Here is a 12,154-nt window from a genome sequence, read left to right as displayed (position 1 = left end):
CGGAGCTCATTGGTCCTCTACTTACGGTTCTGGTCCCCGGGGGACGCGGATCGGCTGCGGACGGCGGCATCGGATCAACGGACGTTTTCCGGTGGTCCGGATCGCATGAGTTCTACCGTCCAGACGGTACAGTACCGTCCGGCCGGTAAAGTTCCAAACGTGACTGCTTCGACGACGCGCGACCGCATCCTGGACGCCCTGCAAGAGATCCTGGTCCAGGAGGGCGGCTCGGCCGTGACCCTGGAAGCCGTCGCCGCGGCCGCCGGCATCTCCAAGGGCGGCCTGCTCTACCACTTCCCCTCGAAGGAGGCCATGGTCAACGGCCTGGTCGGCCGCCTCGCCGAACAGGCCGACGACGAGTTCAACGAGGCCAGGTCGACACCGGGCGGCGTCGTGCGGACCTTCCTGCACACCTCGGTGCCGCAGTCGTCCGAGGCGGCCGTGTACTGGTCGATCATCGCCGCGCTGCGCAGCAACGAGTTCGGCTCCGAGGAGGCCCGCCTGCGCATCAACCACATCTTCGCCATGTGGTCCACGCTGCTCAACGAGGAGATCGGCGACCCCGTCCTCGCCGAGACCATCAGGCTCGTCGGCGACGGCCTCTACCTCAGCGCGCTCGCCGGGCTCCCGCAGCCCGACCCGGAACTGCTGGCCGGGCTGACCGACCGCCTCATCGCCCAGGCCGACGCCGCCCGGCTCGGCCGCTGACCCGCCGCCCCACCCGCGCCATCGCCGGTCCCCGCGCCGACGGGCCGCTCACGAACCGCCGCGGTTCACCCGCACGGCGAGCTGGGTGCGGTCGCGCAGCCGCCACTTGCGCAGGATGCTGGAGATATGGTTCTTGACCGTGCCCTCGGTGATGAACAGCCGCCGCGCGATCTCGCGGTTGGGCGCCCCGGTGCCGACCAGTTCCGCGATCTCCCGCTCGCGCTCCGAGAGCAGGTCCCCCTCGGCGTCCGCCGGGCTCCGGGCGGGCGCGGGCGCGGCCCCGCGCAGCGCCGCCACCACCCGTTCGGCGGCCGGCGAGCCGAGCACGGTCTCGCCGCGGGCCGCGCGCCCGATGGCGTCGACCAGTTCCTCGGGCGGGGTGTCCTTGAGCAGGTAGCCCTTTGCCCCGGCGCGCAGCGCGCCGAAGATGGAGTCGTCATCGTCGAACGTCGTCAGGACCAGCGCCGCGACCCGCGGGTGCTCGGCGCCGAGCCGGGCGATGAGGGTGACGCCGTCCATGCGCGGCATCCGCGCGTCGACCAGTGCGACGTCGGCACCGGTGCGGCCGAGTACGGCCAGCGCGTCGGCGCCGTCGGCGGCCTCGCCCACCACGTCGAGACCGTCCTCGATCTCCAGGAGTTTGCGCAGGCCGCGCCGCATCAGGATCTGGTCGTCGACGATGAGGACCCGGATCGGCGGCCGGCCGGTCACGCGACGGCCCCCGCAGCTGCGCCTTCGGCGCCGGCCCGGTCGCCGGGCCCCGGCAGCTCCAGCAGCAGTTCGAAGCCGCCTTCGGGCCGGTTCCGCGCCGTCAGCGTCCCGCCTTCGGCCGCGGCGCGCTCGCGTAGGCCGCGCAGTCCGAACCCGTCGCCGACCGCCGCGCTGTCGGCGCCGCGCCCGTCGTCGCGGATGCTGAGGGCGACGCCGGACCCGCTGCGGGCCAGGACGGCGCGCACCGTGCGGGCGCCGGAATGGCGCAGCGCGTTGGTGCAGCCCTCCTGGAGCGCGCGGTAGCAGACCAGTTCGGCGTTCTCGGCCAAGGCAGGGGGCGCCCCCTCGACGCGGAACGCCACGTCGACGCCTGTCCCGGTGAAGGAGTCAGCCAGCGCGGCCATGGCGTCCGGTCCGGCGCGGCCCTTCAGCCGCAGCGGTTTCAGCGCGCGCACCCAGCGCCGGGTGTCGGTGAGCGCCTCCTGGGTCAGCGACTGGGCCTGGCGGACCTCCTCCCACGCGTCGTCGGGCCGGGCCGAGCGGAAGCGCTGGGCGTTGGCCAACCCCATGTTGATGACGGTGAGGTAGTGGCCGACGCTGTCGTGCATCTCGCGCGCCATGCGCGCCCGCTCCTCGGCGACGGTGAGCTCGCGGGAGAGTTCGGCGCGGCGGCGCAGTTCTGCGTGCGCGGTGCGGAGCTCGCCGAGCAGTTCGCCGGTCTCCGCGCTCTTGCGGTGGGCCTCCGTGAGGGCGGTGGTCACCACCATGACCGCGCCGCAGAGGAAGACGATCCCCATCGTCTCGAACAGCGCGCCCCACACGGTCTGCGCGGGGTTGGACAGGTGCAGTGCGAGGCAGACGGCCCCGGCGAGCGCGGTGAAGGCCGCGGCGGCGCGGGAGCCGAAGACGACCACCAGGTACCCGACGGCGGTGGCGTTCAGCAGGAACGCCGGGATCCCGCCGCCGACGGCGACCAGCCCGAGGACGGCGGCGAGGAACGGGACCGCAGCGGCCTTGCGCCGCGCGGGGGCGGCGGGGTCCCAGGTGAGGAGCGGCCACATGGCGACGGAAAGGAGGAGGGCCGCGATTGCGATGGCCGCGGTCGCGGCCGCGCCCTGGCCGTCGCCGCCGTACGGGCCGGACCCGAAGAGCGCCTGCACGATGAACACCGCATAGACGGCCACCGGCCCCTGGAAGAAGAGGCTGAACGCTCTCGGGGGCCGGTGGCCGTCGAGGGCGATCCAGCGGTTGAGGTCGCGGGATCCGGCCGAGCTGTCCATGCTGTGCAAGGTAACACCCAGGTCGGGGGCTGTTGCGGGGCCGCGGGTCACGTCGCGGTCATGGGTGCGGGCATGACCGCGGTCATGCCCGTGCGTGCGATCGGGCGTCCGGCCGTGCCCGGAGCAGGGTGCCGCCCGCGCGATGTGCCGGCCGCCGTGCCGTCCGTACGGTCCCGGTATGTCAGTCGAACAGAGAGTTGAACCGGGGATCCGGGACGCGTTCCTGAGCGCGGGGGCGAGTGGTCGGCGGACGACCTACCCGCTGCTCGCCGTGGTGCTGTGCCAGGTCTTCTACATCGCGGTGTTCGCCGGTGCGCCGCTGTCCGGCGCGGCCGAGCGGATGGGGGCAGCGGAGGGTTCCCCGTCCGGGATCGCCCTCGGGGTGCTCGGCCAGGCCGCGACCCTGCTGGCGCCCTACGTCCCGCTGTGGCTGTGGCTCCGCTACTACGAGCGGCGCTCGTTCTTCGCGTCGACCGGGTTCCGGTTCGGCCGCGGGACCTGGCGGGGGCTCGCGGCCGGGCTCGGGGTGGCGTGGCTGTTCGCGCTGGGCTGGATCGGGGTGTCCCTCGCCGCGGGCACCGTCCGCTTCGCCGGTGTCGGCGCGGTGCCCGCGGTCGAGGCGGCGGCGACACTCGCCATTGGCGTCGGCATGCTGCTGCTGCGGATCGTGATGATCGGCATCGAGGAGCAGCTGTACCGCGGCTGGCTGCTCCAGGTGATCGCGCTGCGCTGGGGCGCGGTGGCGGGTGTGCTCGCGTCGTCGTTCTTCTTCACCCTGTGGCACTTCTTCTTCATCGGGACGCTGCTGCTGTCGTCGGGGCGCAGCCACGAGCCGCACTGGGTGCTGGTGCTGAACATCTTCCTGTGGTCGGTGTTCGCGGCACTGTGGACGCTGCGTTCCGGGGACCTGTGGGCCGCGACCGGCTTCCACGCCGGTGTGCTGATCCTGCCGATCTTCCTGCCCACGGTGGCCACCCCGGAGACGGTCGAGGAGTACCCGGGGCTCGTGGTGTTCCTGATCGACGCGCCCACCCACTACAGCGGGGGAGCCGGGTTCGCCGGCCTGTTCGAGGGCCTCCCGGCGACCGCGCTGCTGGCCCTGCTGGTGGCGGCCGCGGGGGCGGCGGTGTACCGGAGCAGGCGGAGCGCGGTGCCGTCGGCCCGGCCGGGGCGGTAGGGCCGCCGGGTCACCCCGGCAGGCGCTGTTCGAAGACCTGGACCTCGGTGTCCTTCACCGGGATGCGCTCGGTGGGGGTGAACCCGGCCCGCTCGTAGTAGCCGATGAGGGCGCCGTCGCCGCCGGCCCAGCAGTCCACGCGGAGCAGGGCGATGCCGCGGTCGGCGGCCTCCTGGCGGGCGCGGTCGAGCAGGGCCGCCCCGATGCCCTCGCCGGCGTGCGTCCGCGCGGTGATCAGCAGCCGGATGTAGAGCTCCCGCTCCGCGGCGGCCGGGACGTAGGGCATCGGCTGCTCGGCGACGAGCAGGGCCCCGGCGGCGCCGCCGCCGGACTCGGCGATCCACAGGTCGCCGCCGTCGACCAGGCCGCGCACCATGTCGACCCGTTCGGGACGCTCGGACCAGGGGCGGTCGCCCCACTGCGCGGCGCGGCCGCGTGCGGCCAGCCACGCGACGGCCTGGTCGAACAGGCCGAGGAGGGCGGGCACGTCCCCGGCGCCGCCGGTTCTGATGCGGATCACGGCGGTACCCCTTCGTCGCGCGGCTCCCGCACCGATCCGACCACAGGCCCCTTCAGACGGCGACCGCGGGGTCGTCGGACACCTGGCGCAGCATGGGCAGGCCGAGGTCGGCGCAGAGGCGGGCGACGGAGTCGTCGTGCCGGAAGTCGGCGAGGTGCAGGCCGCGCACACCGGGCAGGGCGAGCGCGTGCCGGGCCTGCTCCAGCGCGAGCTGGTAGGCGGCCTCGCGCGGGTCGGGCGCGGTCTCGATCTGCTCGATGAGCCCGGCGGGGACGCTGATGCCGGGCACGTTGGCGTCCATGAACCGCAGCGCCCGCGCCCCTTTCACCAGGCAGACGGTGGGCAGCAGGGCGACCTTGGGGGTCAGCCCCGTGCGGGCGGCGAGGTCGGTGAAGGCGGCGAGGCGTTCGGGGTGATAGCAGATCTGGAGTTGCAGGAAGCGCGCCCCCGCCGCGGCCTTCTTCAGGCCGCGGCGCACCCGGTAGGCGAACGGCGGGGCGGCCGGGTTCTCCACCGCGCCGATGAGCAGTGGGGGAGCGGGGCTGATCGCCCGGCCGGACAGGTAGCGCCCGTTCGCCATCGTCGCGGCGGTGCGGATGAGCTGCGGGGCGTCCATGTCGAAGACCCTGCGCGCCTCGGGTTCGTCGCCGGCGGTGACGTCGTCGCCGGTGAGGCAGCACACCGTGGTGATGCCGTGCAGTGCGGCGCCCGCGATGTCGGCCTGGAGCGCGAGGCGGTTCTTGTCGCGGCAGACGAGTTGCAGGATCGGTTCGGTCCCGGCCTGCCGCAGGGCGATGGCGATGGCGACGTTGGAGGCGTGGGCGTGCGCCGCCGCGTTGTCGGTGGCGTTGACGGCGTCGACGTAGGGGGCGATCCGGGCGAGGCGGGTGCGTACCGCGTCGAGTCCGCCGCCGTCGACGACGGGGAGTTCCGCGGTGACGATCGGCCGCGCGGGCGACGGGTCGTTGATGAGTTCCGCCAGGGTGCCCACTGCGGCCCCCTAGCCCGCTGCTTCGGACCGGCCGCCGTGCGCGGCCGCGGTCTCGGCCGACCAGCCGTCGGGTGTCCGCTTGTCGCGGCCGGTCAGCAGGTTCACCCAGGACGAGGTGCCGTGCAGTTGGTTGTCCACGGGCGGGCGCAGTTCGTCGAACTCCTCGCGCCAGACGCGCGGGAGCTTCTCGGAGCGCGCCTGCGCCTTGAGCCAGACGCACGTCATGTCGGGGCGGACTTCGCAGGCGCCGTCCTCGCGCACCCCGCCGCACGGGCCGTTGCGCAGGGTCTTGGGGCAGGTCATGGGGCAGGTCATGCCGGTGGCGTGGAGGACGCACTGGCCGCACATCCGGCAGTCCCAGACGGGCTTCTTGAGGGCGTGTTCGATGGTGTTGATGAGCTTTGCCACGAGTCCGTCCCGCTTTCCGCGGCCGGGGGCCGGCCGCAGGGTGGTGTGCCGTCCGTCGCCGGAGATGATGTTTCTTAATACGCAACATCGTGCGTATGAAGAAACGGCCTCGCCGTGCTTGCAGCGTAAATCCGGCTAATTCGTTGCGTCAATAGATGTCTGTTGCGTTAGGCGAAACTTACCTCGCACTGAACCCCTTGACATGAGTGTTTTCCGCGGGGGACGCTCTGTTGCGCATAGCGAACAGCGTTGCGCATCGAGTGGTGGAGGTCCTCATGGCCGTCATCGAGAATCCGGAGATCCTGCTCTACAGCCGGATCAGGAAGTCTCCGTTCTTCTACGCGTCCCGTCGGCACGGGGTCGCCAAATACAGCGTCTACAACCACACGTACCACCCGAGGCACTACGGCGACCCGGTCGGCGAGTACTGGCACCTGCTCAACGGGGTCACCCTGTGGGACGTCGGGGTCGAGCGCCAGGTCGAGATCACCGGCCCGGACGCCTTCACCTTCACGAACATGCTGGTTCCGCGCGACCTCACCAAGTGCAAGGTCGGCCAGTGCAAGTACGTGTTCGTGACCGCGCCCGACGGCGGGATCATCAACGACCCCGTTCTGCTCCGGCTCGGCGAGAACCACTTCTGGCTGTCGCTCGCCGACAGCGACGTGCTGCTGTGGGCGCAGGGCCTGGCCTACAACAGCGGCCTCGACGTCACCATCCGCGAGGCCGACGTCGGCCCCGTCCAGGTGCAGGGGCCCAAGTCCAAGGACGTCATGGTCGACCTGTTCGGCCGCCGCGTCCTCGACATCCCGTACTACTACTGCGAGCAGTACGAGCTCGACGGTATGGACGTCGTCGTCTCGCGCACCGGCTACACCAGCGAGCTGGGGTACGAGATCTACCTGCGAAACGCCAGTCGCGACGGCGTCAAGCTGTGGGACAAGGTGATCGAGGCCGGCACCCCGCACGACATCCGGGTGATCGGGCCGTGCCACATCCGCCGCATCGAGGGCGGGATCCTCGCGTGGGGTTCCGACATCGGGCTCGACACCAACCCCTTCGAGGTCGGCTACGGCTACGAGGTGAGCTGGATGGTCGACCTCGACCAGGAGGCCGACTTCATCGGCAAGGAGGCGCTCACCCGCATCCGCGACAACGGCGTCGACCGCAAGCTGGTCGGCGTCGAGATCGGCGGGCCCGTCCTGGGCTCCTACAACGACGGCTCCATGCTCGACGTCTTCCCGGTGCGCCGTCCGGGCGAGGAGGCCGTCATCGGCAAGGTGACCTCGGCGTGCAACTCGCCGAAGCTGGAGCGCAACATCGGGTTCGCCATGGTGCCCATCGGCGACTCGGCGATCGGCACCGAGCTGACCGTCGAGCGTCCCGAAGGCCGGTTCACCGCGACCGTGGTGGAGAAGCCCTTCGTCGACCCGAAGAAGGTCACGCCCAAGCAGGACCTCGCGGGGGCGGCGGCCGGCTGAAACCTGCCGGAGCCGGGGCGCGGCGCCGGACCCCCGTGCACGGGGGTCCGGCCTCGGCTGTGCGCAAAGGGGCCGCCCCGCGGTCGCGGAGCGGCCCCGGTGCGGCCGGCCTCAGGGGAACACCACGGTGCGGTTCCCGTTGAAGAGCACACGCTGCTCGCTGTGCAGCCGCACCGCGCGGGCGAGCACCTGGGCCTCCACGTCGCGGCCGAGCGCCGCCAGGCGCTCGGGGTCCATGGAGTGGTCGACCCGGGCGACCTCCTGCTCGATGATGGGCCCTTCGTCGAGGTCGGCGGTGACGTAGTGGGCGGTGGCGCCGATGAGCTTCACCCCGCGCGCGTGGGCCTGGTGGTAGGGGCGGGCGCCCTTGAACCCGGGCAGGAACGAGTGGTGGATGTTGATGGCGCGGCCTTCGAGCTGCTTGCACAAGTCCGGTGAGAGGACCTGCATGTAGCGGGCCAGCACCACCAGGTCGACGCGGTGCTCGCCGATCAGCCGCAGGAGTTCGGCCTCGGCCTGCGGCTTGGTCTCCGGGGTCACGGGCAGGTGCCGGAACTCCACCCCGTAGGACGCGGCGAGCGCCGCGGCGTCCGGGTGGTTCGACACCACCAGCGGCACCTCGATGCCGAGCGTGCCCAGGTGCCGGCGGAACAGCAGGTCGTTGAGGCAGTGCTGGTGCTTGGAGACCAGGACGAGGACGCGCGCGTGCTCGGCGGTGCGGTTCAGCCGCCACGCCATGGCGAACGCCTCGGCGACCGGCCCGAAGGCGTCGGCGAGTTCGTCGCGGCCGTAGCGCGGGTCGAGCGCGGTGAAGCGCACCCGCATGAAGAACCGCCCGCTCTCGGGCTCGTCGAACTGGCGGCTCTCGGTGATGTCGGCGTCGTGGCGGACCAGGAACTCGGAGACGGCGTACACGATCCCCGGCCGGTTCGGGCAGTCGAGGGTGAGGACGTGCTCCTCACCGGTCGCCGGGTGGGCTGACTGGACCATGAGGGAGCCTCCTTGGGTTGCGCCATAAGAAACTTGTCCTTCAATAGGCAACACTGCGATGTGCGCTCCGTGTTCGTCAAGGGCGGCGCCGCGCCGAAATCGGACTGGTGGGTACCCCTTGACAGGTTCCCTCGCACATTTCACGCTGTTGCGTAAGTCGCGTTCCGTTGCGCTGACAGAAACTCATCGGCGATGCGAAGAGGTGCCATGCCGTCTCCCGACTCCGCTCCCGGAACCTCCCCGAAGATCGTCCTGATCGGCGCCGGAATCGTCGGCTGCGCTCTGGCCGACGAACTCACCGCGCGGGGATGCACCGACGTCACCGTCCTCGACCAGGGCCAGCTGTACGCCACCGGCGGGTCCACCTCGCACGCGCCCGGCCTGGTCTTCCAGACCAACGCCACCAAGGCCATGACCGACTTCGCCCGCTACACCGTGGAGAAGTACGGCACGCTGCGGGCCGCCGGACGCGACTGCTTCACCCCCGTGGGCGGCCTGGAACTCGCCGCGACCCCCGAGCGGCTCGACGAGCTGCACCGCCGCTGCGGCTGGGCGCGCTCCTGGGGCGTCCCCGCCCGCGTCATCGACCCCGCCGAATGCGCGGCGATGCACCCGCTGGTGCGGGCCGACCGGGTCGTGGGCGGCCTGCACACCCCCACCGACGGCCTGGTGCCGGCCATCGCCGCCGGCCAGGCCCAGGCCGAGGCGGCGGTGTGGCGCGGCGCCCGGTTCCTGCCCGGCCACGAGGTGCTCGACATCGAGATCACCGGCGGGCGGGTCACCGGAGTCCGCACCGACCAGGGCCGCATCGCCTGCGACCTGGTGGTCTCGTGCGCGGGGATGTGGGGGCCGCGCATCGCCCGCATGGTCGGCGCGACCCTGGCCATGACCCCGCTGCAACACCAGTTCGGCTGGACCGGCCCCGTGCCTGCGCTCGCCGGGGCCGCCGCCGAGGCGCGCCACCCGATCCTGCGCTACCAGGAGCGCGACCTGTACTACCGGGAGCGCTACGACCGGATCGGCATCGGCTACTACGGGCACCGCCCCATGCCGGTCGACCCCGACGCCATCGGCACCCCCGGCTCCGACGACCGCCCCATGCCGTCGATGCTGCCGTTCACCCCCGACGACTTCGCACCCGCGTGGAGCGACAGCGAGCGGCTGCTGCCCGACCTGGCCGCGGCAGCCCTCGACGAGGGCTTCAACGGGCTGTTCTCGTTCACACCCGACGGCCTGCCGCTGCTGGGGCCCGCGGCGGGCGTCGACGGGTTCTGGACGGCGGAGGCCGTGTGGATCACCCACTCCGCCGGGGTGGCGCGCGCGGTCGCCGAGTGGATCGTCGACGGCGCCTCGACGTTCGACATGCACGGCAGCGACGTCAACCGGTTCCAGCGCCACCAGCTCGCCCCCTCCTACGTCGAGGAGCGCGACTGCCAGAACTTCGTGGAGGTCTACGACGCGCTGCACCCCTTGCAGCCCATGGAGTCGCCGCGGCCGCTGCGCACCGCACCGTTCCACGTCCGCCAGCGCGAACTCGGCGCGTCCTTCCTGGAGGCGTCGGGCTGGGAGCGCCCCCAGTACTACCGCGCGAACGAGCACCTGGCGGCCGGCATCCCCGACGTCGGGCCGTGGGCCGGCCGCTTCTCGTCCCCGATCGCCGGGGCCGAGGCGCGCGCCACCCGCGAACGCGTCGCCCTGTACGACATGAGCTCGCTGATGCGGCTCGACGTCACCGGCCCCGGCGCCGAGGCGTTCCTCGACCGGGTCACCACCGGCCGGGTCGACCGCGCGCCCGGCGCCGTCGGCTACTGCCTGATGCTGGACGAGCGGGGCCACCTGCGCAGCGACGTCACCGTCGCCCGGGTCGCCGAGGACCACTACCAGGTGGGCGTGAACTCCCCGCTGGACCTCGACCGGCTGCGCCGCCTCGCACCCCGCGACGGCTCGGCCCAGGTCCGCGACATCACCGCCGGGACCACCTGCATCGGCGTGTGGGGCCCGCTGGCGCGGGAGCTGGTGCAGCCGCTCGCCGACCACGACCTCACCAACGACGGGCTGCGCTACTTCCGGTGCGCGCGCATGCACATCGGCAACGTCCCGGTCCTCGCCATGCGCGTCTCCTACGTCGGCGAACTCGGCTGGGAGCTCTACACCGACGCCGACATGGGGCTGCGGCTGTGGGACACGCTGCGCGCGGCCGGCCGCCCGCTCGGCGCGATCGCGGCGGGGCGCGGCGCGTTCTCCAGCCTGCGCCTGGAGAAGGGCTACCGCGCGTTCGGCACCGACATGACCGACGAGCACGACCCCTACGAGGCCGGGGTCGGCTTCGCCGTCCGCTTCGAGCGCAAGGGCGACTTCATCGGCCGCGCCGCACTGGAGGGGCGCGACCCCGACACCGTCAAACGCCGCCTGTGCTGCCTGACCACCGAGGACCCCGCCGACACCGTGCTCGGCGCCGAGCCCGTCCACCTGCCGGGCGCGACCACCGCCGCCGGCTACGTCACCAGCGCGGCCTACGGCTACACGATCGGCAAGGGCATCGCCTACGCGTGGCTGCCCGCGGAGTCCGCCGGACCGGGCACCGAACTGGAGATCGGCTACTTCGACCGCCGCATCCCCGCCGTCGTCGCCGAGGAACCCCTGTTCGACCCCGCGATGGAGAGGCTGCGCGTATGACGGCGACGACGCACCCCGCACCCCGCTGGACGTCCCGCGACCCCGAGTCCGGCTACGACGTCGTGGTGGTGGGCTCCGGCGGGCACGGCCTCGCCACCGCCTACCACCTGGCCCGCGACCACGGCATCGGCAATGTCGCCGTGCTGGAGAAGGGCTGGCTGGCCGGCGGCAACATGGCGCGCAACACCGCCATCATCCGCTCCAACTACCTGTGGGACGCCAGCGCCGGCATCTACGAGCACGCGCTGCGGCTGTGGGAAGGGCTCGCCGACGACCTCGGCCGCGACGTGCTGCTCAGCCAGCGGGGGGTGCTCAACCTCGCGCACACCCTGCACGACGTCCGCGACTCGGTGCGGCGGGTCAACGCCAACCGCCTCAACGGGATCGACGCCGAATGGCTCGGCCCCGACGAGGTGAAGAAGCTCGTCCCCATCCTCGACACCGGCCCGTCGCTGCGCTACCCGGTCATGGGGGCCACCTACCAGCCGCGCGCCGGGATCGCGAAGCACGACCTCGTCGCCTGGGGGTACGCGGAGGCCGCCGAGCGGCTCGGCGTCCACCTGGTGGAGGACTGCGAGGTCACCGGCTTCCAGCGCAGCGGCGACCGGGTCGTCGGCGTGCACACCACCCGGGGGCCCATCGCCGCGGGCCGGGTCGCGCTCGCGGCGGCCGGGCACACCTCCGTCCTCGCGGCGACGCTCGGGCTGCGACTGCCGTTGCAGAGCCACCCGTTGCAGGCGCTGGTCACCGAACTGCTGGAACCCGTGCTCGACACCGTGGTCATGTCCAACGCGGTGCACGTCTACGTCAGCCAGGCCGACAAGGGCGAGCTGGTCATGGGCGCCGGGATCGACGCCTACAACGGCTACGGGCAGCGGGGGTCCTTCGCCACCATCGAGCACGAACTCGCCGCAGGTGTCGCGCTGTTCCCGCTGTTCGCCCAGGCGCGGCTGCTGCGGACCTGGGGCGGGACCGTCGACGTCACCCCCGACGCCTCGCCCATCATCGGCCTCACCCCGTTCTCCGGCCTCTACCTCAACTGCGGGTGGGGCACCGGCGGGTTCAAGGCCACGCCCGGAGCGGGCCACGTCTTCGCCGACACCATCGCCAACGACCGGCCGCACCCGCTCGCCGCGCCCTACACGCTGGAGCGCTTCACCACCGGGGCGCTGGTCGACGAGCACGGCGCCGCCGCCGTCGCCCACTGACCCC

Annotated in this window: 11 protein-coding genes; 5 read left to right on the top strand and 6 right to left on the bottom strand. The window is 72.5% G+C overall.

Annotation, left to right across the window (positions count from 1 at the left end; all coding sequences use genetic code 11):
• The first annotated feature begins 159 nt into the window (after positions 1-159).
• Entirely contained in the window at positions 160-708 is a 549-nt protein-coding gene (locus tag CLV63_RS12555) for a TetR/AcrR family transcriptional regulator (RefSeq protein ID WP_106583146.1), read from the top strand.
• A gap of 48 nt (positions 709-756) precedes the next feature.
• Here CLV63_RS12555 and CLV63_RS12550 read toward each other — a convergent pair whose 3' ends face one another.
• A complete protein-coding gene (locus CLV63_RS12550; RefSeq protein WP_281260727.1) occupies positions 757-1,419 on the bottom strand; it encodes a response regulator in 663 nt (220 codons plus the stop codon).
• Positions 1,416-2,699, bottom strand: a complete 1,284-nt coding sequence (locus tag CLV63_RS12545) for a sensor histidine kinase (RefSeq protein WP_106583145.1) — start codon at positions 2,697-2,699, stop codon at positions 1,416-1,418. The genes CLV63_RS12550 and CLV63_RS12545 overlap by 4 nt, the downstream gene beginning before the upstream one ends.
• 178 nt (positions 2,700-2,877) lie before the next feature.
• On the opposite strand from CLV63_RS12545, the gene CLV63_RS12540 reads away from it, so the two are divergent.
• On the top strand, positions 2,878-3,876 hold the full coding sequence (locus tag CLV63_RS12540; RefSeq protein WP_106583144.1) for a CPBP family glutamic-type intramembrane protease: 999 nt from the start codon (positions 2,878-2,880) through the stop codon (positions 3,874-3,876).
• Between the two features lie 10 nt (positions 3,877-3,886).
• Here CLV63_RS12540 and CLV63_RS12535 read toward each other — a convergent pair whose 3' ends face one another.
• Genes CLV63_RS12535 through CLV63_RS12525 form a run of 3 tightly spaced genes read right to left on the bottom strand, consistent with a single transcriptional unit; the run spans position 3,887 to position 5,795 of the window.
• Positions 3,887-4,396, bottom strand: a complete 510-nt coding sequence (locus CLV63_RS12535; protein ID WP_342751391.1) for a GNAT family N-acetyltransferase — start codon at positions 4,394-4,396, stop codon at positions 3,887-3,889.
• Positions 4,397-4,448: 52 nt separating this feature from the next.
• A complete protein-coding gene (locus tag CLV63_RS12530) occupies positions 4,449-5,387 on the bottom strand; it encodes a methylenetetrahydrofolate reductase (RefSeq protein ID WP_106583143.1) in 939 nt (312 codons plus the stop codon).
• A gap of 9 nt (positions 5,388-5,396) precedes the next feature.
• Entirely contained in the window at positions 5,397-5,795 is a 399-nt protein-coding gene (locus CLV63_RS12525; RefSeq protein WP_106583142.1) for a methylenetetrahydrofolate reductase C-terminal domain-containing protein, read from the bottom strand.
• A 275-nt stretch (positions 5,796-6,070) separates the two neighbouring features.
• Here CLV63_RS12525 and CLV63_RS12520 point away from each other — a divergent pair, with 275 nt between their 5' ends.
• Positions 6,071-7,276, top strand: a complete 1,206-nt coding sequence (locus CLV63_RS12520; protein ID WP_106583141.1) for a glycine cleavage T C-terminal barrel domain-containing protein — start codon at positions 6,071-6,073, stop codon at positions 7,274-7,276.
• A 111-nt stretch (positions 7,277-7,387) separates the two neighbouring features.
• On the opposite strand, the gene purU is transcribed toward CLV63_RS12520, so the two are convergent.
• Entirely contained in the window at positions 7,388-8,266 is an 879-nt protein-coding gene (purU, locus tag CLV63_RS12515) for a formyltetrahydrofolate deformylase (protein ID WP_106583140.1), read from the bottom strand.
• A 207-nt stretch (positions 8,267-8,473) separates the two neighbouring features.
• Here purU and CLV63_RS12510 point away from each other — a divergent pair, with 207 nt between their 5' ends.
• Together CLV63_RS12510 and CLV63_RS12505 are read left to right on the top strand one after the other, a co-directional pair.
• The gene (locus CLV63_RS12510) at positions 8,474-10,942 is read left to right on the top strand and encodes a GcvT family protein (protein ID WP_106583139.1); all 2,469 of its coding nucleotides are present in this window, start codon (positions 8,474-8,476) and stop codon (positions 10,940-10,942) included.
• Complete coding sequence (locus CLV63_RS12505) at positions 10,939-12,150, top strand: sarcosine oxidase subunit beta family protein (RefSeq protein ID WP_106583138.1); 1,212 nt, start codon at positions 10,939-10,941, stop codon at positions 12,148-12,150. Before CLV63_RS12510 ends, CLV63_RS12505 begins: the two co-directional genes overlap by 4 nt.
• Positions 12,151-12,154: the final 4 nt, after the last annotated feature.

This window comes from Murinocardiopsis flavida, from assembly GCF_003014485.1.
Classification (GTDB): domain Bacteria; phylum Actinomycetota; class Actinomycetes; order Streptosporangiales; family Streptosporangiaceae; genus Murinocardiopsis; species Murinocardiopsis flavida.
Note: the sequence above shows the minus strand (reverse complement) of the source record. Positions and strands in the feature narration are given on the sequence as shown.